22 protein-coding genes are annotated in these 25847 nt (G+C 40.8%); 11 read left to right on the top strand and 11 right to left on the bottom strand.

Annotated features, from left to right (window positions below; translation table 11 throughout):
• From C505_RS0100125 to C505_RS0100110, 3 genes are all read left to right on the top strand, one after another.
• Positions 1-1065, top strand: a 1065-nt coding sequence (locus C505_RS0100125) for a FimV/HubP family polar landmark protein (RefSeq protein ID WP_026317611.1), incomplete at its 5' end; no start/stop codon positions are given.
• A gap of 390 nt (positions 1066-1455) precedes the next feature.
• A complete protein-coding gene (locus C505_RS0100115) occupies positions 1456-2463 on the top strand; it encodes a sphingomyelin phosphodiesterase (protein WP_018690559.1) in 1008 nt (335 codons plus the stop codon).
• Between the two features lie 126 nt (positions 2464-2589).
• Complete coding sequence (locus tag C505_RS0100110) at positions 2590-3327, top strand: substrate-binding periplasmic protein (protein ID WP_018690558.1); 738 nt, start codon at positions 2590-2592, stop codon at positions 3325-3327.
• A gap of 79 nt (positions 3328-3406) precedes the next feature.
• Here C505_RS0100110 and C505_RS0100105 read toward each other — a convergent pair whose 3' ends face one another.
• The 3 genes from C505_RS0100105 to C505_RS0100095 all read right to left on the bottom strand — a co-directional run bounded on the left by C505_RS0100105 (position 3407) and on the right by C505_RS0100095 (position 8915).
• Positions 3407-5113, bottom strand: coding sequence for an RCC1 domain-containing protein (locus C505_RS0100105; RefSeq protein WP_018690557.1), 1707 nt, complete (start codon positions 5111-5113; stop codon positions 3407-3409).
• 320 nt (positions 5114-5433) lie between these two features.
• Positions 5434-6876: a DUF4403 family protein gene (locus tag C505_RS0100100; RefSeq protein WP_018690556.1), complete on the bottom strand. Its 1443-nt coding sequence runs from the start codon at positions 6874-6876 to the stop codon at positions 5434-5436.
• A 227-nt stretch (positions 6877-7103) separates the two neighbouring features.
• Positions 7104-8915 (bottom strand): M2 family metallopeptidase, encoded by a 1812-nt coding sequence (locus C505_RS0100095; protein WP_018690555.1) that lies wholly within the window; start codon positions 8913-8915, stop codon positions 7104-7106.
• Positions 8916-9263: 348 nt separating this feature from the next.
• Here C505_RS0100095 and C505_RS0100090 point away from each other — a divergent pair, with 348 nt between their 5' ends.
• From C505_RS0100090 to C505_RS0100070, 4 genes are all read left to right on the top strand, one after another.
• Positions 9264-9908, top strand: a complete 645-nt coding sequence (locus C505_RS0100090; protein WP_026317610.1) for a TetR/AcrR family transcriptional regulator — start codon at positions 9264-9266, stop codon at positions 9906-9908.
• A 20-nt stretch (positions 9909-9928) separates the two neighbouring features.
• Entirely contained in the window at positions 9929-12265 is a 2337-nt protein-coding gene (locus tag C505_RS0100085) for an acyl-CoA dehydrogenase (RefSeq protein WP_018690553.1), read from the top strand.
• Between the two features lie 405 nt (positions 12266-12670).
• Entirely contained in the window at positions 12671-13024 is a 354-nt protein-coding gene (locus C505_RS0100075; RefSeq protein WP_018690551.1) for an MmcQ/YjbR family DNA-binding protein, read from the top strand.
• A gap of 167 nt (positions 13025-13191) precedes the next feature.
• The gene (locus C505_RS0100070) at positions 13192-13743 is read left to right on the top strand and encodes a DUF805 domain-containing protein (RefSeq protein ID WP_018690550.1); all 552 of its coding nucleotides are present in this window, start codon (positions 13192-13194) and stop codon (positions 13741-13743) included.
• 93 nt (positions 13744-13836) lie between these two features.
• Here C505_RS0100070 and C505_RS20925 read toward each other — a convergent pair whose 3' ends face one another.
• The 3 genes from C505_RS20925 to C505_RS0100055 form a co-directional block, all read right to left on the bottom strand.
• Positions 13837-14718, bottom strand: coding sequence for a DUF1684 domain-containing protein (locus C505_RS20925; RefSeq protein ID WP_018690549.1), 882 nt, complete (start codon positions 14716-14718; stop codon positions 13837-13839).
• 11 nt (positions 14719-14729) lie between these two features.
• Complete coding sequence (gene cysZ / locus C505_RS0100060; protein ID WP_018690548.1) at positions 14730-15455, bottom strand: sulfate transporter CysZ; 726 nt, start codon at positions 15453-15455, stop codon at positions 14730-14732.
• A gap of 190 nt (positions 15456-15645) precedes the next feature.
• Positions 15646-15837, bottom strand: a complete 192-nt coding sequence (locus C505_RS0100055) for a carboxymuconolactone decarboxylase family protein (RefSeq protein WP_157368676.1) — start codon at positions 15835-15837, stop codon at positions 15646-15648.
• Between the two features lie 329 nt (positions 15838-16166).
• On the opposite strand from C505_RS0100055, the gene C505_RS0100050 reads away from it, so the two are divergent.
• Positions 16167-16955, top strand: coding sequence for a class II glutamine amidotransferase (locus C505_RS0100050; RefSeq protein WP_026317609.1), 789 nt, complete (start codon positions 16167-16169; stop codon positions 16953-16955).
• A 71-nt stretch (positions 16956-17026) separates the two neighbouring features.
• On the opposite strand, the gene aroQ is transcribed toward C505_RS0100050, so the two are convergent.
• The 3 genes from aroQ to C505_RS0100035 all read right to left on the bottom strand — a co-directional run bounded on the left by aroQ (position 17027) and on the right by C505_RS0100035 (position 19210).
• Entirely contained in the window at positions 17027-17596 is a 570-nt protein-coding gene (gene aroQ / locus C505_RS0100045; protein ID WP_018690545.1) for a gamma subclass chorismate mutase AroQ, read from the bottom strand.
• Between the two features lie 130 nt (positions 17597-17726).
• The gene (locus C505_RS0100040) at positions 17727-18716 is read right to left on the bottom strand and encodes a C10 family peptidase (RefSeq protein WP_083938167.1); all 990 of its coding nucleotides are present in this window, start codon (positions 18714-18716) and stop codon (positions 17727-17729) included.
• A complete protein-coding gene (locus C505_RS0100035; RefSeq protein WP_018690543.1) occupies positions 18653-19210 on the bottom strand; it encodes a Spi family protease inhibitor in 558 nt (185 codons plus the stop codon). Before C505_RS0100035 ends, C505_RS0100040 begins: the two co-directional genes overlap by 64 nt.
• A 292-nt stretch (positions 19211-19502) precedes the next feature.
• Between C505_RS0100035 and C505_RS0100030 the strand changes: the two genes are divergently transcribed.
• Complete coding sequence (locus C505_RS0100030; protein ID WP_018690542.1) at positions 19503-21911, top strand: alpha/beta hydrolase family protein; 2409 nt, start codon at positions 19503-19505, stop codon at positions 21909-21911.
• Between the two features lie 94 nt (positions 21912-22005).
• On the opposite strand, the gene C505_RS0100025 is transcribed toward C505_RS0100030, so the two are convergent.
• On the bottom strand, positions 22006-22440 hold the full coding sequence (locus tag C505_RS0100025) for a hypothetical protein (protein ID WP_018690541.1): 435 nt from the start codon (positions 22438-22440) through the stop codon (positions 22006-22008).
• Positions 22441-23048: 608 nt separating this feature from the next.
• Here C505_RS0100025 and C505_RS0100020 point away from each other — a divergent pair.
• Together C505_RS0100020 and C505_RS24915 are read left to right on the top strand one after the other, a co-directional pair.
• Entirely contained in the window at positions 23049-24704 is a 1656-nt protein-coding gene (locus C505_RS0100020; protein ID WP_018690540.1) for an RCC1 domain-containing protein, read from the top strand.
• Positions 24705-24904: 200 nt separating this feature from the next.
• A complete protein-coding gene (locus C505_RS24915) occupies positions 24905-25363 on the top strand; it encodes a DUF3429 domain-containing protein (protein ID WP_083938165.1) in 459 nt (152 codons plus the stop codon).
• Here C505_RS24915 and C505_RS20915 read toward each other — a convergent pair.
• Positions 25341-25709, bottom strand: a complete 369-nt coding sequence (locus tag C505_RS20915) for a cellulase family glycosylhydrolase (protein WP_157368674.1) — start codon at positions 25707-25709, stop codon at positions 25341-25343. The genes C505_RS24915 and C505_RS20915 overlap by 23 nt on opposite strands.
• Between the last annotated feature and the right edge of the window lie 138 nt (positions 25710-25847).

The raw sequence follows: 25847 nt of genomic DNA, 5'->3' as shown, positions 1-25847 counted from the left end.
GCGTCGGATGACTTGCCAGAGCTGCCGACTGAATCTGAATTAGAAGCTGTGCCTGAGGTTGACGAAGCACCTGAAGTTTCAGAAATGGCACTGGAGGAGCCAACGCCAGCGTCGGATGACTTGCCAGAATTGCCAACTGAGCTTGAATTAGAACCTACGTCTGAAATGGATGAGGCTCCCGAAGTTGATGAGACCTCAGAATCAGTGTCAGAAGAAACTGCCTTGTTAACAGAGACGAAAGAGTTTGTTGAAGAAATTGCTGAGGAAGAAGAAGAGGGCTTAAGTCTAACCGAAGAAGATGATATGGCAGACCCAAGTACGATGGAAAGCCAAGTTGTCCCAAGTCGTGAGTTAGAAAGTTACCCTGAGTTGGAAATGTCAGACACTCCTGAGCCAATCATTACTGATGATCCCTTGATTGATGAAGATGGCCTAGAGGAAGATGATCTCGACTCATTAGAAATCAGTATGGATGATTTAGATGCGGATCTTGATGTCGGTGCATTATTAACAGAGCCAGTTGATTCGATATCAGACGACGAATACTCTCTTGGGGCAATAGATGATCTTGAATCAACAGACTTTGATACTTTACTGAAAGACCTCGATACTGATGCACCTAGCTTACCTGATGAGCATGCAGAATCGACCGAAGGAGGGCTTGATGATGCGCTTCCTGACTTAGAAGATATGGTCGCGTTAGAAGAGACAGATCCTGACTCAGTGGTTGAAGATCTAACCCCTGAGGCTTCAATTGAGGAAGACGAAGACTTTGTTGATGTCCAAACGCTCATAGACGAAAGTGATGCAGCAGAGGCTCCGGTGGAGCCATACGATCAAGTCGATATCGATGTTGGACTTGGAGACTTTGATAATTTGATCGATGTAGATTCTGGAGTAGATGTGGATACTCAGGATGGAGGGTTTTCTGCCAAGATGGATTTAGCACGTGCTTACCTTGAAATTGAAGACAAAGGCTCTGCGTTGGAGATACTCAAGGATGTTGCAGAGAATGGCCCTGAACAATTAAAAGAAGAAGCAAAACGTCTACTCGACAAGCCATAACACATTTAAAGAACAAATAAGAGAGTAAATGATTGATTCATATCAATCTTTACTCTTTTTTTTTATCCCGCTAAGATGGTGTGGCATCGGTCTTGCCAAACAGTCGGTGCATCATTAACTGTTCATTTAATTTTCAATGAATCGTCATGATCTTTTTTTAAGCTCGTTACTGGATAGACGAGAGGAAAAGAACGGTGCATTTGAAGTTGTGCATGATGAACGGTCCAATACATCAATAGTTCGCGTTCCATTGAATTATGCAATTTTGAAGATCGCGTGAAGTCCTATTTCTCTTTTTAACAATAAGAAGGCATGGATATCTTTCGGATATGTCCGCAAGAGTGGCCATACAGGCCTTCATGTCAAAAAATTGAGATGTAAGGATTACGAATGAAAACGACTATATTTGGGTTAACCCTCCTCCTTGCTGTGAATTCTTTTGCATGGGCAAAAAATAAAAATGAACTCACCATTTTGGCATACAATATAATGCAACTCCCCTTTCAAAACTGGGACCAAACTCAGCGAATGCAGCGTATCCCGGATGCAATTCGAACGATTCAGCCTTTTCCTGATGTGATTGCTTTGAGTGAAGTCTTTACTGATGAGGCAATGGCAGAGCTGGCTCAATTAAAAGATATCTATCCATATATCACCCCAGTAGTCGGGCACAACTGTCGATCTGTGGAGTGGCAGTCTTCACGTGGGGCTTGTTCAAGCAGCCCTTTTGTGATCCGTGGCGGTGTAATGATCATGAGCCGCTGGCCAATCTCATCAATGCATCAGTATATATTCCACGGAAGCGATAGACAGTCATGGGACTACTTTTCCAATAAAGGTGCCGCGTACGTTGAGGTGGTGAAGAATGGGCAGCCTTATCATATTGTTGCAACTCATTTACAGGCAACACATGATGACGACTCCAGGCAAGAGCACCGGATCAGAATGGAACAGCTTTATGAAATGAAAATGTGGTTGAACAGCTTTGGTATTCCAAAAAGTGAACCGCTGATTCTTGCGGGTGATTTTAATGTTGAGTCGAAAAAAGTCGATGAATACTTAGAGATGTTGCATATTAGTCAAACAACGATTCAATACCACTTTAAAGATGATGCCGCGTCCTATCCAGAAAGAAATTGGCTGGCACGAGCAGGTAACCAGAAAAATGGCTATGACATGTGCTACAACGATACGCTGGATTATATTCTTGTACGTGAAGATCATCTTCAACCGAAGTCACCGGCTGAGATGAATGTGATACCACTTAAATCTGAAGACACATGGTATTGGTCATCGATCGATCGTGATTTTTCATTGTGTTACCAGGCGATTTCTCATAATGGCATGACCAGAGATTTATCCGATCACTATCCTGTAATTGCCACATTAAATTTTTGAAGGGGAAAATTCTTCAAAAAATATATCCAAGGCTGCTACATAATGGATGTAGCAGCTGTTCCTGCCTTGAAAATACACGTCGCAAGGTCTAGTTTTGAAAGACACGTTTAGATAGAGCACTTTAAAATGAAAAAACTACTTTCTTTCGTTGCGTTAATCTTTTCACTTCAAGTATTTGCAGCAGACCTGACAAAGCTTGAGTACATTACAGAAACATACCCTCCCTATAACTTTAAAGAAGAAGGTAAACTCAAAGGGATTGCCGTTGAATTGTTGGAGGCTGCAACAAAAGCAGCAGGCCATCCAGTAAAAAATAGTGATATAAAGCTTCAACCATGGGCGCGTGGATATCGCCAAGCACTGAGTGGCAAAATGACTGCTTTGTTCTCAACTTCTAGAACAGAAGAACGAGAAAGTAAATTCCAATGGGTAGGACCGATTACCGACACGAGAATTGTGGTTTGGGCGCCCAAAGCAAAAGGTATTAAAATTGGCAGTGCTGCTGATTTGAAGTCTTACAAAATCGGTGCAATTCGTGATGATGTCGGTGAACAACTGGTCAAAGCAGCAGGTGTTCCTGAGGGAAATATCAAGCTTTCTCCTAAGCCAGAAGCCGTCGCTAAAAAGTTGCAATCCGGGCGTGTTGACTTGTGGGCTTATGAAGAAAATGTTGCTGCATTTATCATGAAAGCCAACGGAATTAATACAGCTGACTTTGAAGTGGTCCATGTGTTGAAAGAAGCAAAGCTATTCTATAGCCTCAGTAAAGATGTGCCTGGAGATATCGTTTCGAAGCTACAGGGTGGGGTGGATAAAGTCAAATCTTCAGGTGACTTTGATAAGATTCTGAGCAAATATCGGTAATCAATAGACGAAGCTTGTTCGAGTTGGCCGGAAGTCATTCCGGCCAATTGCGATAGTAATGCAAGCAATTAGATTTTCTTTAATCTAATGAGCTGGTTGTCATTTCAGTAGCTTGTAGCTGATCTTCAACTGCGGAGATTGATGAGCCACCAACTCTTTTCCAAGATACAAGAGAGCCATCTTTTAACTGTGCAACTTGCGGACCAACAAATTTTAAGAAATTTGATGATGTATCTTGAAGGGGAGTCAAATCACTGCTGTTTGAAAACCATTGAAATAGAGAACCATCCTTTTGAATGATGATAACATAATCATCATTCATCTGGATGCCTTTCACAACAGCTGATTGAATATCTTCAATAACTGGAGCCGCAAAGGTCCTATCAATAAAAGAAACTTCGCCATCACTATTGATTGATACAGAGTAGGAATTCATAGCAACTACTTTTTCAGCAAAGAGTCCAGGGATAACTCGTCCAAGTGGTACAATTCTTCCATCCTTATCAATTTTTGTTTGCCATTGATATAGAGTACCATCTGACTTAGAAGCGAAGTTCAGATTTCCTTGATTAAATAGTTCTGTGATATCAGATGGTCGATCATTGAGTTGAAAGTTCTCAGCGATGGAGTTCTCTTCGATTCCCCATGCTTCAATATCACCAGTTTTTGTAAGCACGACAGCTCCCCAATATCCTAAATAAAGAGACTTAACGTTTGGTATAAGTTTAACCTCAGGCTCAGTTGCGCCGTCATTGACTTTCCCCCAGATCACAGCCGTGTCATCATTCAATAGAGCTGCAAATGCATTACCTGAGGCATAAACATCTTTTGTGTTACCTGAGGCAATCAACCGACGCACTTTGGAGTCATCTGCGCCATAGTCATTGCTTCCCCAAACAATAGCAGAATTGTTTTTTGTGAGGGCTAGAAAAGCACCATTGTTATGAACAAGCTTTTTGACACCAGAGAATAGTGCACTGTCAACATCTTGATCGAATTGCCCACCAAATTCCTCATCCCCAAAAACAACGATAGTGTCATCATTTTTGATCACAGCAAATGCCCCTAAGTTAGCAAATACATCTTTGACGTCTGTTGGTAGCTGCTGTTTAAGCTTTTCTGTAGGGCGTCCTCTGTCACTCCAAATCGTCAATGTATGATCAAGGTTTAGAGCAATATGATAAGAGGAAGATTTTACTACTTTCTTCACATTATCATGTGGTTGGTCTTTAGACGCTGAAGAAAATTCTCCCCAGGACAATAATGTCCCATCTGTTTTAATCGCGTAACTTCTACCAAAGCCAACTGTAGACAGCTCTTTCACAAAAACAGGTTGGTAATTGACAAACTCTGTTTTCGTTTTTTGGCTGCTATCACGATTAATCAAATATGCCTCTAATCGAATTTGGTGACCAAAATCATCTTCTGAGATTGGGTACTGCTCTGCTACAACAACTGTATCCGAGACTTTTTGACCATTAACTTCAATCATGTCACCAAATTTTGCGTTATCATTTCTATCGACAGTCCATTTATAGACGGTATTAAAACCAACACAGTCTTCGCAAGTTGATTTTGCTGTAAGTGTGGATCCAATTGCAAGCTTACCCTCTTTTGTAAGGCTACTGAGAACTGGATTCTGTTTTGAATTCGTTTCCGGGGGTTTAATTATTTCAGGATCTTGAGCTTGATTTGGAACTTGGTTTGAATTGTTATTTCCACCACAAGCAGCGAGCGTGAATATCACCAATGTGGAAAAAATACTTTTTGGGAGGTTTTGGATCATACGACACCTATTCATTTAAGTTTAATTCGAATCGACTTAAATCGTTTTGATATTCTGCAGGCCTATAGTCATCTTGATAACTCCTTATCAATGCAACAAAATATAGCTATAAATAATTATTTTTAAGCGATTAACAACTAAAGTTAGTAACTAAGCATGAAAAAAAGTTTTAATTATAAAAGAAAAATTAGAAAAAATTGTTTAAAGTGAGATTGTTGATCGTTTTGACAGGGATATTTTAAGCTTTAATGCTTGTATTTGTGCTCCAGCATCCCTTTTTGTGAATACAAATACAAGCCTTGATTGGACTTTCATTAAAGCTAATCAATTCGAAGCATGACACGGCCTTTGCCAACAAAAAGCAACTCAATTCCTTCTGGCTGTAGGTAAGCTTTCTTTAAGTTTAACTCTCCAATATTGCTTTGTAATTTACCGCCTGCAATTTGTATTTTGGAGGAAGAAAGTTGAGACACTTCTTTTTCGGTTTGTTTTAAAAAAGGTTTTAAATCGATTGCTAACTGCTGATTAATATCTTTCATCAGTTGTTTGAAACTGTTTGCGGTGAGTTGCATTTGTTCATTTGCAATTGCGAGTTGGATTTCTTTGAAAGTCAGTTGTGAGACATGTTTATCAATACTTGGTACCGCTGCAAAAGTGAGTGTGTCAGACTGACTTAATAACCCACCAAAACCAGATTGACCCATTTGGATCCTGACTCTTAGCTGTTTTTCTTCAGTTGTAAAAATAGAGACATCTTTGATGCTGGCTAATGCTTTACTTTTTGTCTGATAAGTTTGCTTCTCTAGGGCAAGTAGCAGTTGATTCTCAAGTGTTTCGTATTGAAGTTCTTTCGAGATATTTAAAGTAAAATCATCAATTCTTGGCTGACGGATTAATTCAGGGGTCTGAATTGGAGCTTTATCCTTGAGGTTATCTTCATGTGTCAGTATCGCATCAACATGGATTGCTGCGCGTAAAAAGGCCTTATTATTGTGCGTATAAATTCTTGCCGAATGTAGTTCTGATGGGAAAAAAGCGATACGTTGATCATTTTGAGTTGCGATGGTTTGATGGAGCTTCTTCCAGGTTTCCTCGACATTTTGTTTTCCGTTTAGTTTTTTAAACACATAGGAGTTCAGTTTTGCTTCAAAATTGCCAAGACGAACACGCAGAATTTTATGGACTTCTTTTTTCAGATCGAGTTTTGATGGACCAAATTTGAAATGATTATCTCTTGAAAGTTTGTAGGATAATCCGAGACCACCTTGAAGGCCAAAGTCAGCATTAAATAAAGGGCGAATGATCACGATGAAGTTGAAGTTATCCTGAAAGTTATTTTCTTTATCAAAGCAACTGATTCTCGTCAGGTGTTGTTGACAGGATTGCCACTTTGCATTCATAGAAAATGAGACTGGGAGTGTCGCTTCAATCTGGTTATTTTGTGCAACCACAGTTGTTTCGCCGTTGAGTTTTAAGCGACGCGTAAACTCATCGAACTCACCTGTTTCATAAGCCTTGCTGTTGAATAGATAGTGATCTTTGGATTTTTCTGTCATGGCGCGATGAAAAAGCTCTGTGACTTTCTCAAGCGGTAGGGGAACGGCAACCGTTAAGATTGAGGTTTTATATGCGACTTTTTGTTTCTCCTTCAATTTATTATCAGTCGCCACAGCAGTTGTCTTTGTTGCGCCACCAGTTAATGTGCAACCAGATGCCAACAGTGCGACACAAATAACATAAAATAAAGAGGTGATTCTTCTCATTTCTCATTCTTTTACTAAATCGTCGTTCAATCAATATTATAACGATTGAACAGGACAAATCGAAGCAAATGTTGGGAATTAACATCAAGTTCGTACAAAATGATGAAGTTCTATCATGAAAATGAACGATTTAGGAACGATTTTCAACTAATTATGACAATTTTGTGACAGTTCGTCATTCGCGAGGTGTTGAAAGAAAGGGGCTACCTTTCTTTCAATCGCGTAGATTACCAGCCACAACTGCGGCCTTTGTTTTGTTTATCCAAGTATGACTTTAATGGCGCAAAATAGTCCATGATTGCTGTTGCATCCATTTCCTTTGAGCCTGTGACTTTTTCCAAGGCTTCTTGCCAAGGTCGACTGGAACCCATTTCTAACATTTCTTTCAAGACCTTTCCTGCTTTTTTACTGTTATAAATGGAGCAGCGATGAATTGGATCTTGATTTCCTGCAATCTTACAAAGCTCACGATGGAACTGGAATTGTAGAATATGTGCTAAGAAATAACGAGTATAAGGAACACCACCAGGGACATGATACTTTGCGCCTGGATCGAATTGATTTTCATCCCGAGCAACTGGTGGCATGACGCCTTGGTAATTTTTGCGTAGCTCCCACCAAGCTTTGTTGTACTCTTTCGGTTTGATCTCACCGCTATAAACTTTCCAGCGCCACTGGTCGACAAGTAAGCCAAACGGAACAAAAGCAATCTTCTCCATCGCTTGCTGCATGAGTAGCCCAATATCTTTTGACTCATCAGGGACCTTATCCAACAGACCAATTTCTTTTAAATAGCCAGGTGTGACAGATAGAGCGATGGTATCGCCGATCGCTTCATGGAATCCATCGTTTGCACTTTCTTGAAAGTAAACAGGTTGCTGGTTATATGCACGCTGATAGAAGTTGTGGCCGAGCTCATGGTGAATGACAGAAAACTCTTCACCTGTGCGTTGAATACACATCTTAATGCGTAAATCATCTTTCGAATCGATGTTCCATGCAGAAGCATGGCATTGTACTTCACGATCTTTCGGTTTTAAGAATAATGAACGTGTCCAGAACGTTTTGGGGAGTGGCTCAAAAGAAAGAGAGGTAAAGAACTTCTCAGCCCCTTTCACCATCTTGGTATGATCGTATTGATGCTTTTCGAGCAGGTTGGTGACATCATACCCAGGGTCTGCGTTTTCTGGCGCAGCCAAGTCATAGATATTGCCCCAGCTTTGTGCCCACATATTTCCAAGAAGGTGTGCAGGAATAGGTTTGTCCTGAGGGACCTTGTCTGTACCGTACTTTTCTCCAAGTTTTGCTCGAACGTGGCAGTGGAGTGAGTTATAAAGCGGTTTGACCTGGCCCCATAGCCGATCAAGCTCTTTTGCAAACTCATTTGCAGGCATATCATACTTCGAACGCCACATTTCACCTGTATCGGCATAACCTAGTTCCTTCGAGCCTTCGTTCACTAATTGGGTCTGTTCTTCAAATAATGGTCGCATGGGGACAGACACTTGGCGCCATCCTTTCCAGACATCAAGAAGTGTGTCGTAGTCTCGTTTTGTGGCCATGATTTGCTCCATGTCACGAAGGCTATAACAGGTTTTATCATCTGGGCAGTATTTACCTTTTCCATATAAAGAAGATAAGTCAGCACTAACTTTTGCGAGTTGCGCAGATTTTTTTGCATTTTGAGGGGCTGGCATGACAAGTTTAAGCTTGAGCATATCGAGTTTTCTACGTGTCACTTCATCGAGCTTCACACTGTCATATTTGGCTGCCTCAGTCGCCATTCGAACAATTGCATCTGTATACTTCTGACCAATATCAGCGGCAAGCGAGGCAGTATCCTCAGTAATGAAATTCGCGTAAATCCATTCTGCTCGGCTGGACTCGTAGCCGAGTTTTTCCAATTCTATAGCGGTTTGAGTTAAGAATTTATTTGCTTCTGTCTGAGTCAGCTTTTTCTCAGTGGCAGATACATGCAGGCTTAATGTTGACGCAATAAACAGCGTGGCAAACGATAATGGAGTTGGTTGCTTTTTCATGATTACTTCCATTCATTTTATGTTTGTGTTGAAAGTAAATGTTATTAGTTTTCAGATAGTTGCATGGTGACTGAAAAGCTAAACCATTTTCTTAGCATTGGATTATAACAAGTTCATGGCTTTTGCCTATGGACAATCGAAGAATCTCTGATTTCTTGAGATAAATGAACACACATTACCCTTCTTCGTTTTGATAGCTTTATTTTTGGTTAATTCTAATGAAAAAGTATTCCTTAATTAAGGATAAAAAGCGCGTTTGCAGCTATTGTTATTAGTGATCGGAGGACTTGACAGCGCAAGGGTTTAAACGTAGATTTTAAACACCTGTTTAATATGACTGTTTTATTCATGAAACGCACACAGCCGACAAAGTTAATGATCCTCGATGCTGCTGAAGAATTGTTCGCTGAAAGTGGCTTTAAGGATACTTCGTTACGGCAAATTACAGGGAGAGCTGGCGTGAATCTCGCTTCGGTGAATTATCACTTTGGCTCAAAAAAGGAATTGATCCAATCGGTTCTGGAAAGATACCTGCAAGTTTTTATGCATCGCTTAAACGAGTCTTTTGATGCGCTGATGAATACAGCTTCAGTGAAGCTACATGATGTATTTACTTCTTTTGTAGAGCCTTTACTGGCTCTTGATGAAGTAAGACCCAAAGGTGCGACGGTGTTTTTGCAATTGTTAGGTCGCGGTTATACGGACAGTCAGGGCCACTTACGTTGGTACTTTGCAACTCACTATGGCGAAGTACTGGAAAAACTGGTTCAGCTTGTCAAGCGAACACAACCGGATCTGCCCGACAGCGAAATTTTCTGGCGGTTGCATTTCACTTTGGGCACGTTCGTATTTACGATGGCATCCAGTGATGCATTGATAGAAATTGCTGAAACTGACTTTGATGAGGCAGTTTCGTTGCAAGGTTTGGTCAACCATGTAATTCCGTATATTGCTGCGGGTGTATCAGCACCTGTAGTCGGTTTTAAAAATTAGCAAGAGAAGGAAGGTCACCTATGTCCACACTACTGATACTTCTATGCATCGGGGTGGCGATTGTTCTTGGCGTTAAAGATATTCGCCGTAACTTCGTTACAAAGCCCGTGTTTAAAATCTTCAAGAAAATACTGCCCCCATTGTCTGCAACAGAAAGAGAAGCAATGGAAGCAGGTGATATTTGGTGGGATGGTGATTTATTTCGGGGGAACCCTGATTGGAATAAATTACACAGTGTTCCACAAGCGAAATTGTCAAAGGATGAGCAGAATTTTATCAATAATGAATTAGAAACGCTCCTTAATATGATTGACGATTACAAGATCGTTCAGGAGCAACGTGATTTACCAAAAGAAGTCTGGGACTTTTTGAAGAAAGAAGGTTTTTTTGCGTTAATCATTCCGAAGGAGTACGGTGGAAGACAGTTTTCAGCTTATGCAAACTCCACCATTGTATCTAGAATTGCAACGAAGAGCTTGTCTGTTGCAGTTACTGTGATGGTGCCAAACTCATTGGGACCAGGTGAGTTGCTGATGCATTATGGTACACAAGAGCAAAAAGATCGCTGGTTACCCACATTAGCGAATGGAACCGATGTCCCATGTTTCGCTTTGACAGGCCCGGAAGCTGGCTCGGATGCAGGTGGCATTCCTGATAAAGGGATTGTCTGTAAGGGTCAGTGGAATGGTGAAGAAGTGATTGGTCTTCGCCTGACGTGGGATAAGAGATACATCACACTTGCGCCAGTTTCTACAGTACTTGGTCTTGCTTTTAAGATGTACGATCCAGATGGTCTTCTCGGTGATCAAAAAGATATCGGTATCACATGTGCTTTGATCCCCTCGGACCACCCAGGCGTCAATATTGGTGATCGTCACTTCCCGATGAATATGGCATTTATGAATGGAACAACATCTGGTGAAGATGTCTTTATTCCATTGGACTGGATCATTGGTGGCCCAGCATATGCTGGACGTGGTTGGCGGATGCTGGTTGAGTGTCTTTCTGCCGGTCGCGGTATTTCATTGCCTGCACTTTCAACAGCGACGGGTCATATGGCGACACGTATGACAGGTGCATATGCTTACGTTCGTCGTCAATTTGGTATGCCAATTGGTAAATTTGAAGGGGTACAGGAAGCGTTGGGTCGAATCGGTGGATTTACATATACCTTAGAGTCGATGCGGGTTCTCACGGCTGGTGCCATCGATATGAACCTAAGCCCTTCAGTGATCACTGCAATTGCAAAATATCATATGACAGAAATGAGTCGTCAAGTGATGGATGATGCCATGGATATCCATGCAGGTCGTGCCGTTCAATGTGGCCCGAAAAACTACCTTGCGCATGGTTATATGGGGATTCCAGTATCGATTACCGTTGAAGGTGCGAACATTCTGACACGGAATCTAATGATATTTGGTCAAGGTGCAACGCGTTGCCATCCTTATGTGCTCGGCGAAATGGAAGCAGCGTCAAATCCGGATTTCGAAGCAGGATTAAATGCTTTTGATGATTTGTTATCGAAACATGTTCTGTTTGCGGTTGGGAATACATTCTCATCACTCTTCCAAGGACTTACTTTTGGCTACTTTAACAGTACACCTGTTTCCGGAGAAACGGCTGCACACTATAAGCAACTGACACGCATGAGTCGTGCTTTAGCACTTTGTGCTGATTTCTCTATGTTGATTCTCGGTGGAGACTTAAAACGTAAAGAAATGATTTCTGCCCGTTTGGGTGATGTATTGAGCCACCTTTATATTGCATCGAGTGTTCTCAAGCGTTACGAAGATGAAGGACGCCAACTGTCAGATCTACCATTTGTTCACTACTCAATTGAGCATAGTTTGAGTGAGATTGGCAAAGCGTTTGAAGGATTCTTCCATAACTTCCCAAATCGTGTTGTTGCACGTCTGCTGAAGACATTGATCTTCCCACTTGGTATTCACTACAAAGCGCCACAAGATAAGTGGGTTTTCAAAATTTGTGAAGCAATGAGTAAACCGGGTGTGATGCGAGATCGTTTGACTCACTTGGCATTTGTTGGTGAAAAAGATGATGATCCAGCTGGTATCATGGAGCGAGCATTCCTCGCTATGATCGAAGGGGACGTTATCTACAAGAAAGTCATGCAAGCACAAAAAGAGGGAATTATTCCGCGGAAGATCCCTGTCTTAGAAGCGATTGAACTTGCTGAGAAGGAAAACATTCTTTCTGCGGATGAAGTAAAGCAACTGCGAGAAGCAGATGCACTTCGCTTTGAAGCAATTAGTGTGGATAATTACAAACCTGGTGAGTTGGAAGGACTCGTACAAAAGCCATCACCACGTACGCGCAAGAGTAAAGCTGCGTAATTCATGATCCACCTCTCTTCTCGATTTTGGTATTGAGAAGAGAGGTTTACATCATTAAAATCCGGATTGTTTGATCATCCTTTTAAACTGCAACCCCACCAAAAAGCAAAATGTATTGAAGCCTGTCAGTGTGAGGATGCCAGTTATTGGCCGAATACTATATGTTACGATTGAAATTGCGATAAAGGCGTTGAGCCCGGTGAAAAGAAGCATTAAAAACGAAATAACCAGTAACTTTTCCATCCTAGAAGTCTTCATTTCCATCATGATTGATTTCCCTTATAGTAAAAAATTCCTATCTGCTCACCATAACATATTCAAATAAATAGAAATAGATCCAGTTGACGCGAACTGATTCTTTCGCATAATCAGGACTGTGCAACATCGTGAGGAAGGAAAAGCGTCATGGATTTTGAAACTCTGAGAGCGTATTTGCTTAAAAAACCAAAAAGTGCAGAAAATTTTCCCTTTGGGGATGATGTGCATGTGTTTAAAGTGCATGAGAAAATGTTTGCGCTGATTAGCTGGCGGGATAACAAGATGATGATGAATCTAAAATGTGATCCTGATGAAGCACACGCCCTTCGTGATATTTTTCCTGCAATTACCCCTGCTTATCATATGAATAAACGCCATTGGATTTCTGTCTATTTTGATGGAACGGTCCCTTATGGTGAGCTGGAGCGTCTCATGGATAATTCATATTCGCTTGTCATTAAAACACTTCCGAAATACAAGCGGATATTACTCACTGACTAAATCTTTTTTCTCGGTGATTGTGGTGAGTAATCCTGTCAAGATTATGTGTGTTCTTGTGATCCTTTAGTGATAGAATCACACGCTTTTTTGATGTAATACAAACATGTCTTTGTTAAAAATAGAATGATTTTCGTTCAAATATTTATCTAGTAGTGAGTCGTTATAAGATGGAAAACGCAAATAACTTTTATCAATCTCCACAGTCTCAATTGAATGCTGTTTCTGGACAAGAAGCGGTTGATCCAAAATTTATAAGCTTCAGTGGGCGCTTGGATCAATTCCGATATGCTGTCTTTGGCTTATTGTATATCGTTATTGGTATGATGTCGTTGGCTCCATTCGTTTTCTATCTCGGTTTGGACCCATACACGTGGGATTTTAATGCCGCTGGTACAATCGCTGCGATTGTCATGATGGTATTGGTCGTGATTATATTCCTTGCGCTTTGTTTTGGTCTGTATATCCGAAGATTTCATGATATTGGACGTTCCGGCTGGAATGCAGTGATCATGTTGATCCCGATAGTGAGTAGTGTTCTGAATATCTATTTAATGCTCAAAAAAGGAGATGAACATGAGAACAACTGGGGAGCTCAAATCATGGAGGCATCGAGTGCCATGAAAAGGTTTGGATGCATTGTCATCGGACTGAGTGTCGTGTTATTTGTTTTAGATATCATAGCGAATGCAATGGATCTTTTCGAAAGATTTATCGCTTAAGACTATCAGTCAGTTCCCTGTAGACCTTCAAACGACCTGAACGAGGGTCTACTTGGTTTCACTCAAGAAAATGATTACCATTTGTTGTGTGACCTAGTCATAATGCTGATAACGTTGCTCTCCTGCATGAATAGCCAATTCCAACTGGTTTTGTGGTGGAGGTAAAGGGCAAGTCGCATAGGATGAAAACGCACAAGGCGGGTTGTACGCTTTGTTGAAGTCCAACCAAAATGTTGTGTCTTTTGCGCTGGGCTTTGGTGCATATAAGAAGCGGCCAGCTCCATAAGACTTTGTTTGGCTTGTTTTATCTTTAAAGATCACAAATAAATACTTACCATCATCAATCGCATCAAGAGAATATTGTTTCCCATGCACTTGAAAAGTAATTTTTCCTACATGTTCAGGTGTGAACGTTGTATCGATGACAGTTGGAATGTGGACTTGTGTTCCTTTTGGGTAGGGGTGGTATGTTGCTTTTATCTTCCAGTTGATGTTGATAGGATAGAATGAAAGTGGCTCCAAATCGAGCGTTGCCACACGGTTGAAGTCCTTAACTCGTGCAGCAATTTTTTCGCCTCGTTGAATGAGATAAAAATCCACAGATCCGGATTGTATATGACTTGTATTTTGTTCCTGATCGGTCAATAGGGCTACTTTTGAGACCACTTTGCCATCTACAGTGATCTCTGAGCCTGGCAAAATATGCGCTTCAATGATGCCATTCTTTTTGAGAATAATATTCCCAGCATAGTCTCTTCCTTTTGGGAGTTGGATTTCGTTATCACCTGCGCTGCCAAAACTATTGACACCTTCATGAAGCCAGAATAATCCTGTCAGACTTAGCCAGCCTTTTGGGTTTTTAATACTCTTCTGACGCTTTGATTGCCAATCGATGATCTCTTGCTGGTAGCTTTGTTGTGACGCCAAAACGACTCCAGAAAACAGACAAAGAAAAGCAAGTAGGATGCAGCGCATGAGTTTCCCTCTTAAGATATGAATTTTTGGCGATATTCGCAGACCCAAAGGTTCGTTGCACCACAAATCGCAACTGGCATGACAAATAAATTGACGACAGGAATACTGGAAGCGAGCATGACAGTGATCCCAAAGCTAAAGGATAAGCCCTTTTTTTGTTTCAGCTCATGCAGCATATCTCGAAATCCGACTTTATGATTATCAAAAGGATAATCACAATATTGCACTGACATCATCCAAGCTGAAAACAAAACCCAGAGGATTTGTCCAGCGACAGGTAAGGAAAACAATAAAATCAAAAACAGGATCATCCGCGGCAAATAATAAGTTAGTTTTTTCCACTCACGGCCGATCATTCTGGGTACATCTTTCATGGTATCCATCAAAGTACCTGTCGGTGTATGACCTGTTAGGTGCTGTTCAACTTTTTCTGCGAGTAGACCATTAAAAGGTGCTGCGATCCAGTTTGCAGCAGCACTAAAAATAAAACTGAATCCAACAATAATCACGATTACTGCAAGTGGCCAAAAAATAAACTCAAGCCATGTGAGCCAGTCAGGCAGGTAGGAAAGAGCTGTATCTCTCCATAAAGCCAACTCTGACAGCAAGTAGTAAAAAGCGACGGAAAAAAGCAAAAAATTGACGGCTAACGGAATGAGAACAAAACGCTTAATGCCTTTTTGTGTGACAAGTGATAGCCCGGATGCAAAGTAACCGAAGCCAGATTGTTTGATCATAACGACTCTTCTATTTAGACATTCATCTACTTCAACAGAGTATCAGGTTTACCAAAGGGATGACAGAGACTGTGGGAATGCGATTATCTTGTTGAAAGAAAAAACAGGCCTTTCAAGAAAGCGCACATGAATTGATGAAGTGGCTTCAAGAACCCTTTTTCAGATAGGTGAGGAATAAACCTCTCACTTGTTATTGTTGGGGTGGAGCAATAAAGCCGACACCAATTCGATTCCAGCTATTAATGGCTATGATTGCCATTGTTAGTGACATGAGTTCTTCTTCTATAAATACACTTTTTATTTTCAGAAAATCACTTTCCTGTACTGGATCCTGATGAAGTTGGGGCAATTGCTCAACCCATGCTAGCATGATTTTAATCAAGCCCTCTCCTTGTTGGACCGACTTTTACCTTTGGTGAATCACAACCGAACCAGAAATATCAGCAGAATGCCAGCAAACAAGCGATAGTCAGAAACATCTGTTAAATCTCACATAGGGTTGGCTTTAAAATGCATACATGTCTTGAGTATGTGCAACATAAAGGTAACACAAGCGGAGCTTGCAGTTGAGAGACTTTAAGTCGATTGTTGAGTTGACGCTTGAGCTTATCTAATGGTTCTCGAGAAGATAATTTATTCTTTGCAAAGTCGTCGTCGCTGTGATGCAATCAATCATAATTGTTATAAGACGTAATCAAGAAGGTTTTTCTTTTGTGTGAGTTACTTGGGATGTCGGCCAATGTGCCGACGGACATTTGCTTTTCGTTTGCTGGTCTCTTAGAAAGAGGTGGAAATACAGGGCCTCATCGAGATGGATGGGGGATCACTTTCTATGAAGGGAAGGGCTGCCGGACTTTTAAAGACTCAAAACCGAGTTGCGAATCAACGGTCGCGAACCTTGTTCGAGATTACCCAATCAAAAGCTGTGCGGTGATCAGTCATATTCGTCAAGCAAATCGAGGGCGTGTGTGTCTTGAAAATACACACCCATTTAGCCGCGAACTTTGGGGTAAAAATTTTACTTATGCGCATAATGGTCAATTATCTGGTTACACCAGTCAATTAAAAACAAAACGTTTTTCACCTGTCGGGAACACAGATAGTGAACTGGCGTTTTGTTGGATTTTGGATCAGGTAAGCCAACGTTACCCGGAAAAACCAAAAAATATGCTGGTGGTATTTAATTATATTGCCAAGCTTGCAGATCAGCTTCGACAGTTTGGGGTTTTTAATATGCTCATGAGTGATGGAGAGCATTTGATCGCATATTGTTCGAATCATCTATCCTGGATCACAAGAAGGGCCCCATTTGGGGAAGCTAGGCTGGCGGACACCGATTGGATCATCGACTTCAAGAAAGAAACAACACCAAATGATATCGTGACAGTGATCGCAACAAAGCCTTTAACGACCAATGAAGCATGGGAGACAATGCAACCCGGCGAATTTAAAGTGTTTAAACTTGGAGAAGTTGTTTCTGGAAAGAAAATCGATAAATAAAGATGAAAAAACTGCTTACTTGTACTCAGTCAATGGAAGGTAAAGTCCTCATATTGACTGAGCGGTTTCGTTTAGTTCTTCGATAGTTCTATCTTTTTTAATGCATGAAAAAGCAATGTTTTTTCCTTCTCTGTGATATATCTAACGTCAATGATACGATAAAATTCTTTTTCATCTTTTTGAGAAAATTGACCATGTGCTTTGAGGTGATTAGCAATACCGATAGTGATTTGCTTCCCCAGCTGAATCAACTTAGGGCGAATGATTGTTTTTAAATCACGGGCTTCTCTTGGGGTGTTATCAGAGAGCATATCAGCTCTGAGGCGGTACTGAATTGCCTTTGCGAGTGCGATCTGTGCTTTAAAAAAAGCAATTGTTTTTTCAGGTGACAGTCCGACTTCAGTTGCTGCATTCGTTGTCTTTTCCAAAACAATGGCTTCCCGCTTTTTATCCTCAATAGGTAAGTCGTGTTGTGCTTTGTAAACCGCAACATCTTCCATATAACTCAAGCGCTCTTGAATAAGTACAAAGAGGTGTTTTTCATCAGCATGACTGACCGCAGGCATAAGTACGACAACGAATAATACGAAAATAAATTGAGAATATTGCTTCATTAGATCAATTTTGCAGTAAAAAATCATTAATATCCACCCATACTAACAAATTCTTAGTGGAGAGTGGTCGTTGTTTTTTGATGAAATGAAGACAGTAAAAAGCGCAAGCCAGGAGGAATCGACATTGCGCTTTGGCTGGAATTTGAAGAGAGAGGCTTTATCTCACGTAATACTGGGCTTGAAAGCCGCCTTTGGTTACAACTTCATCTGTTTCAAATTGGATCGTCATTTGTCCGCTCGTTGCTGTGACGCTTTGTGGCAGGCTTGAGCCGCTCCACTGACCAATTTGTGTATTGCCATCATAAACAGTGACAAAATCATAGCCATGTTCAGTATTGAACTCTGTGAAGTCTAAGGTGATCTGTTGTGCACCTGATTGTGGCTGGATCACAAACTTACATTGGCTATTGACGCGGTAGTTCCAGTTTTGGCTGCCGTCTGTGATTTGGCCTTGATCTTGAGTGAAGTACTGGTTGCCTTGGCAAAAAGGAATATGCTGCAAATCCTGTGCTGGTGCACCACGGACCATGGCCATTTGCTGATTAAAGTTATAGTCAGGTCTTGGGTTTGGCTCAGTCAGCCTGAAATAACCATTCATTCGGCCACCCCAACCCCAGTTCATATGATAGTAACCTTGACCATCATAACCATCGACAACCCAGGCATGGCCAATTCGTTGATCTGCACTGTGCCCTGTGAGAAGAACAATACGATTCTGTTTGAGTTCATCCAAAATCAGGTTTTGCCATTGCTCTGGTAAGTAATCGCGAACATATTCAAAGCCATTGGTCACATAGTCAAAGTGCTTCTCTAACGCATTTGGTAGATAGCGCATTGGGGCGAGAGAGACTTGGCTACCATACTTTGTATTGACTGCTGTTCCGGCGTGATACATCAATTGAGCCACTTGCTGATTCGATTGTGTGAGCTGATCAGGCATTTGATGCCATTGGTACTGTGCGTTGGCGTAGTCCACCGTGATTTGGTCTTGATCAGGATATTGATAAGTATTTTGACCGACACCTTGCTCAGGATATGCATGGTATCGTAAAAATTGTGCTAGCGCAGTAGCAACACATCCCGTCAGTTGTTGATTTGGTGTCGCATCATCATAGAATCCATTTTGTGACCATTGTGTTGTGACCATTGTGTTGTGACCATTGGCGCAATAGTGCGGTTATAGGTCGAGTTTTCAGAGGCCGCAACGCCGGACATAGAGACGGGTATATCTCGATAGCCAACAATATCTCTGCGATGCTGTGCATCTCGAAGTTGCTGTGCATAGTCATCCATCCATCGGTGGAAAGCAACATTCCCTTCATCCATTTCAATTTGTCCTTGAGACTGGGTTGAGTAGCCTAAGATTGGATCCTCAGCTTCAAGGGCTGATACAACAACAAATCCATTCGGACCCATTTCAAAAATATAAAATACCGGCTCCCCTGTTTCGTCTGTTTTCACAATCCGATGTGTGACGAAACCTTGCATCAGAGCCGGGTTGACGAACTGATTTTGTGTAAAGAAGGAAACAGCTGTTTGCTCTGCCTGTTGCAGCGACATACCACCCGCATGGGCTGTTTGAATCGATAGTGCAGAAGCGATTGCGGTTATGCAGAGTGATACTTTTGTTGTGAAGGACATGGTTTTTACCTGTTATTTTTATTATCACAATATGTCTTGTTTTGGAGATGGTTTGATGACATATCAAGCATGCTTTGTCACTCAATAAGAAACATCGGCAGGGAGTCTAGATAGAAATGAAAATTATGTAAATTAAAAGTTTTTATTTGATGTGAAAATCATAAGTTCTAGTGAGTTGGAATGCACCAATTGGGTGAATATCTACTCAAAGTGTGTTTTTATCGCATGTTACTTTCTTTTAGGTTGGTAGTATATTACGTTGCTCTGTTGTTTAATAATTGAAGGAAGGATGATGTCAGGATATCTTCGTGTGCTTTTTATCAGCACAATAATCTTATTTTTATTTAAGGTGAATGCAATGGATTACCAAACACCATCGGAACAAATTTCACAGCTTGCAGAAGCGCCAGCAAGACCCTACGCTATGATCTCACCTGATAAACGGTGGATCGCATTTGCCCAATATAATCGACTTGTTCCTCTTCAAGATTTGACGAGAGAAGAATTGAAATTAGCTGGACTGAAAATCGATCCGAAGCGCTTTAGCCGTAAGATCCCAATAGCCTTCCATCAGCTATCTCTCAAAGATTTGAAGACGAATCAGGACATTGAAGTCCAGGGGTTACCTGAAGGAAAGATACTTCATGTCTCCTGGTCCGCTGATTCACAGTTCCTTGCATTTGTATTTTACGAAGATTCAAAAAGTACTTTATGGATTTATGATGTACTTTCCAAGCAAGTTCGTCAGCTGAGTAAGCAGCCTTTAAATGGTATTTTGATGCGAAAGCCATACGTCTGGTTGCCAAACGCCAAGGGACTCGTTGTAAATATTGCTGCAAGTAAGCCAAAAAACTATCCAATCAAGAAAGCTGCTGCAATTCAGCCAATTATTCAGGTCACGACAGGAGAAAAAGCACCGAACCGGACTTATCAAAATTTATTGAGTTCTCCTTATGAAGAAGCCGTATTTGAATATCTAACGACAAGTCGCTTGGCGAAATTATCGCTTGCTGGCAACTTGACTTATTTGACACAGCCAGGCCTTTTTAGTGCTGTTGAGGTTTCACCAGACGGGAAGTATGTTCTCACTTCATCTATCAAAAAGCCGTTTTCATATCTGGTACCCTATCATCGTTTTCCAAAAGAAACACGTGTGATTGACTTTAATGGCAAGCAGATTACGGAAGTTGCTGATCTAGCATTGGCAGAAAATATACCACAAGGTTTTGACTCCGTTCGTCTTGGTCGCAGAAGCGTGGAATGGCGTCATGACCTGCCTGCTACTTTAGTTTGGGTTGAAGCGCAGGATGGGGGGGATATGTCAAAAGATGTTCCGTTCCATGATATTGCATATCAATGGCATGCTCCTTTCCAAACAAAACCAACATTACTGCGTCAATTTGAATGGCGTTTTGCTGGGTTTACTTGGGGAAATAGCCAAGTAGCATTAGCGGATGAATGGCGTTTTTCTGATCGTCAAACCAGAAGTTGGAAAATTAACTTCAGTCAAACAGCAAAGTCGGATGTGTTGTTTCAGTCCCGCAGTATTAACGACGCCTATAAGGATCCAGGACATGTTCAGATGACTCGGAATGAATTCGGAAAACCTGTGATGATGTTGGATGAGGAGCAAAATGTTCTATTCGCTGGAGAAGGTGCTTCGCCAAAAGGAAATATCCCGTTCTTGAATCGCTATAACTTTGATCAACAAAAAAAGACAACGCTATGGCAGTCTGAAGCACCGTATTATGAGCGCGTTGTTGCAGTATTAGATAAACAAGCGAATCGCGTTGTAACCCTGCGTGAGTCGAAACAAGAACAACCGAACTTCTTTATTCGTGATTTGAAGAAAAACAGTTTGTCACAGGTTTCTCATTTTGCTCATCCATCTCCTGCATTCAAAGGTGTATCCAAGGAGCTTATTTCATATAAAAGAGACGATGGGGTTGATTTAACGGGGACGTTATATTTACCAGCAGGTTACAAAAAAGGTGATCGTATTCCAGTATTGATGTGGGCTTACCCATTGGAATTTAAGGATAAATCAGTTGCAGGGCAAGTGAGAGAGTCTAAGTATGCATTTAATTACGTCAGTTACTGGGGACCGCTACCATATCTTGCAAAAGGCTATGCTGTTTTTGATGACCCCCAAATGCCAATTGTGGGTGCAGGTGAACAATTACCAAACGATACATTTAGAGAGCAGCTTATCAGTAGTGCGAAAGCAGCGGTAGATGTGCTAGTGAAAAAAGGTGTTGCAGATCCAAAACGAATTGCTATCGCAGGGCATTCTTATGGTGCATTTATGGTCGCGAACTTGTTAGCGCATACCGACCTGTTTATTGCTGGAATCGCGCGAAGTGGTGCTTATAACCGGACATTAACGCCATTTGGTTTCCAAGGAGAGGAGCGTAGTTTCTGGGAAGGGCAGGCGATTTATGCTGCGATGTCTCCATTTTTCCATGCAGAGAAAATTAATGAGCCAATGCTTATTATTCATGGAAAAGAGGATAGTAATAGTGGGACTTACCCGATGCAGAGTGAACGCATGTTTGCTGCGATGAAAGGATTAGGTGGTGATGCACGTTTGGTGATGCTCCCTTACGAGGCTCATGGGTATTATGCGAAAGAATCAATGCTGCATGTTTTATGGGAACAAGAAGAATTCCTTGAACGTAATTTTAAGAATCAGGAAAAATAAAGCGCGCGAACAAACTAGAAACAATGAGTCTCGTTGTTTCGTCTCATCAATCCAAAAGACGAAGCAGAGCAGCAATATTGCTCTGCTTTTCTCTTTAACCAGAGATTAATGTTTGATAGAGAATCGGTTTTTCTTTTTCTAAAACATGTAATTGAGACTTTTCATGACAGCCTATCGGTTGCAGATCGCACCTTTTCAAGCTGAACGTATTTTCTACAATCTTTTTCGATTCTTTGGTCAATCGAACGTTGTTAAATTGGTAGGTATTACTGCCTAGGCATTTATCCATTTGGATATAATCTTTTTGGCAAAGCCAAGCCATTAAATCGCAAAAAATCTCCCATTCAATCGGTGTCGTGCTCCCAGCATCTTTCCAGAACGCATTATCAATATCATATTGGATCCCGGTGACTTCTTCTGCTGTAGGGTTTAAGCATTGAGGCCAAGACTCATAGAGTTTGATGAATAATGTTGCAATATAGGTTTCAGCGAGTTTGGGGTTAGATAACCTCTTTTGATCTTGATACATGTTGTCTTCCTTCTAAAAGACTTTATCAACATCAACAGCTGTTGAATAGTTGGTATGCAGTGATTTAGACTAAATCAAGAAAGCGTTTAAGTCATGTGTCTGAGCTATTTTTAATCAAAATTTCAAAAGGTGTGTTTCATTATAGGGGAAAGAATGAGCGCATTCGCTATATTTAAAATTCAGTTCTTTAGTGCTAAAAAATCGTTTCAGTGAATAGTTACAAAATGATACTTTTGTAACATCGTTTTTTATTCTGACAGTGTAACATCCTGTCACTCATGGGTTTTTGAATAAACTAGAGACGCATTATACGCTATCTAATAATCTCTAATTCATCTTAATTTCCAAAAAAATCTTATTAGTCAGTAACTTGCTATTTATTTTAATAAAAAGTTATTCAGTTGTTTTAAATTTGTTTTGGGGTGTTGTTTGTGAGTTTAAAAAGTGTTTCCTGGGTCAATTTGAATAAAAAAAGACCACTTTTTTCCAAAAATCTATTGCACCTCAAAACTAATACTTTAGAATTGTTGTCCTTCGGATTTTAAATGAATCCAATTTATTGTTTATCGAACATTCCCAAATGAGACTTAGGTAGTTAAAAGAGATTTATGAAAAAGTTTTTCCCAAAAACAGCAGTTTTTTCATTTGTAACACTTGCTTTGACCGCGTGCGGAGGCAGTGATAACAATTCGAATCAACAAGGTGTTAAACAAACAGCGACTAAACAAAAAGCAGTTCTTACATCACTGGAAAAAATCGGTAACTTATCTGTTGGTTCAACAGTGAAAGCGATTTCTGAGTGCAAAGATTGTACAGACTTTGAAACTGTATATACATGGACAGTTGATGCAAATAACAATGGTATTTTTGGTGATACCATTGAAGTCAATGGCGAGAATGTCGCTGACAAAACTGTCACTGAGCAATCTTACACGTTGGTTGAAGAAGACCTTGGTCTACGTGTTAAGCTGGATGCATATTTAGCAAAAGCAGATGGGTCGCAAAAGAGCGAAACAGCTTCTGTTGAATATCAGCCGATCACGTTTGATGGATATCAGACATTTAAAGGTCAGGAAGAAGCTGTATTTGTTCTCAGACAAGACGGTACGCTACTTTACGAAGTGCTTGAAAAAGACCCTGCAGTGGTTTTAGAAGAAGGTGTGAAGGCTTTTGATTCTGCGCTTTTGAAAGAAAAGTTCAGTGCAATTTATGCGGGTGACAATTCAATCCTAGCGGTAAAAGCAGATGGCTCAGTTGTAACTTGGGGTAAAGACCTTGGCATCCCTGCAGACGTCTTACCAAAGCTTCAAGACAACATTCAAGAAGTGATTATTAAAGAATATGCGGTTGCTGTTCTGACAAAAGACAAACACGTCATCTCTTGGTACCAGCCAAATGCAGTTGAGTTTCCTGAACTGACTTCTGTTGCAGCTCCTGAACAGCTTGCAACAGAAACTTTTAAAGGGATTTATGCGACAAATTACGCTTTTGCAGCTTTAACAGAAGAAGGCAAAGTATTCACTTGGGGTCTTCTTTTGGGTGGTGCTTTGGCTCCGGCAGAAGTCAGCGCTAATATTATTGATGTTGTTGCACATACGAATTCCTTTGCTGCAATTACCTCAGAACGTAAAGTCGTGCTTTGGGGAAATAGAGATGTTATTAAGGCACGTGGATTTAATCCAGCCAACCCTGACGCGTTAGGTCCATATGTGATTCGTCAAGTTTTCCCTCTTGTGGCAAATCCAGAAATCGAAAATGTAGATAAAATCTACACAGTTCCTAACCAAGGTTATGTTACTATCAATAACGAAGTCGTAACACAGTGGGGATATACTTCTACAATTAACCATTTTTCTGACGGAAGTTCCACTATTGAAAGAGTCATTTATAGTGGTGATCAGCTTATCACAGTTTATGATAACGATGAGTATATTGAGCTTGGTAGACGTATCAATGATGCTGAGCAAAGAGAAGCATTTGAAAAAATCTTAAAAGTTGAAAATGTGAAGGATATCGCAATCGGCAGAGATATGATTATTGCGCTGATGGAAGATGGAACACTCAACAACTGGTTTAAAAACCCACGAAGCACATACCCTAACATTCGTCATCAAGAAAAGTTCCTGCGTTTGGATACAGTTGATGGTGATGTCATTGCAATTGCTGCTGACGGTTCTGTGATACGTTGGTTCAACGAACAAGAGCACCCTGAGTTCTTCGATAAGTTGAAATCATCAGAAGTGAGAAAGAGCACTCTAGATTAATCGTCTCTTTCATCTCTCATTACAAAAACGGGCTGCACCTCAAGGCCCGTTTTTTAATATCAGTATTCAACCACCTCCAATCGAGGGGTGGTGATTGTTCGTTCTTAAATGTGACTGTCTTGAATCACCCAGATATTATAAATTTTTCGTTTAAAATTTCATCTAAAGAAAATTTCTCTCTTATGCTTAATGAAGGCTAAATGCGTGCTAGGTGTTCCATGTTTCATCATGTGAAGACATATCAATACTATGCTTTTTTGGGAACATTACCGTTTATTGGGTGCACCCTTTTATTTCTTATGGGGTATAAAGCTTACCCAATTTTGGGTTCTATACGCCAAGTGATTGAAATATATGGCTTGGTGATAGGTTCCTTTATGGCAGGAACTTTTTGGGGAGTTGCTGTTTCATGCAAAGATAAAATACCAAAAGATCTGCTTTTATTTAGTAACATTTGGGCTTTGATTTTATGGGTTGCGTTTTTGTGGCCGCCAGAGCTGCCTTTTCCCTGGATCCTTGCTTTTGCATTTTTTGTTTATCTCTGGTTTGATGGGGAGTTGTTAAAGCGCGACCTGATTAGTGATGAATACTTTCAAACAAGATTTAAGGTCACGCTAATTGTGAATGCGTGCTTGATTACAAGCGGTTTCTTTTCGTAATTTTTATTTGATTTTTTATCCAGTAACCGGCTTGTTTGAGTTGCATCTCCCCCCAGTCTGAATTCTGTAAGCAGGTGCCAGGCTGCCACACTGCACCGCTGCGGAAATCATCGGAATAATTCCAGTTGATCCAGCTGATTTTGTGCAGATTCATTAATTGTATATAAGCACGAGCACTATCAAAGTCATTCAAGCCATCTCCAGTGTATGTTTGAGTTCCCCATTCTGTCACAAATATTGGTAGCCGTTGTGCTGCTTCATTTAAAATATTCCGATAATGCTGCCCATGAGAAGCGGCATAAAAAGAGCTATGATGATTTCTGGTGTATGAGGTGAGAAAAAGAATGTGGTGCTAATCTGTTGATTGATCTCGCAAATCAATAGTCAACAAAGAGAAACACCACATGGCAAATCATAAAGTATCACCACTGAAATCACCAGAAATAGATCCACTGAACGACGTTTTAAAACAAGGGGCACAAGC

The organism is Algicola sagamiensis DSM 14643 (assembly GCF_000374485.1).
Classification (GTDB): Bacteria; Pseudomonadota; Gammaproteobacteria; order Enterobacterales; family Alteromonadaceae; genus Algicola; species Algicola sagamiensis.
This window is presented reverse-complemented; position numbering and strand designations above follow the sequence as displayed.